Source organism: Pseudoalteromonas sp. SIMBA_162 (assembly GCF_046535955.1).
Lineage (GTDB): Bacteria > Pseudomonadota > Gammaproteobacteria > Enterobacterales > Alteromonadaceae > Pseudoalteromonas > Pseudoalteromonas marina.
Genome location: NZ_JAWJBQ010000744.1, coordinates 1 through 255, shown reverse-complemented (window position 1 = coordinate 255; position 255 = coordinate 1). Strand labels below are relative to the sequence as shown.

At 69.8% G+C, this 255-nt stretch carries 1 pseudogene; it reads left to right on the top strand.

The annotated features are described in order from the left end of the window. Positions 1-255, top strand: a pseudogene (locus R0J88_RS21660) (D-xylose ABC transporter ATP-binding protein); the annotation flags it as partial.

Sequence of the window (255 nt, the reverse complement as noted above, 5' to 3'; positions counted from 1 at the left end):
CACGCACGCGTCGACCGACGTCACGCGCGACGACATCATCCGGATGATGGTCGGCCGCGAGATCACGCAGATGTTCCCGAAGGAGGAAGTGCCGATCGGCGAGGTCGTGCTGGCCGTGAAGAACCTCGGCGTCGACGGCGTGTTCCGCGACGTCAGCTTCGAACTGCGCGCGGGCGAGATCCTCGGCGTCGCGGGCCTGGTCGCCTCGGGGCGCTCGAACGTCGCGGAGGCGCTGTTCGGCGTCGTGCCGGCGAC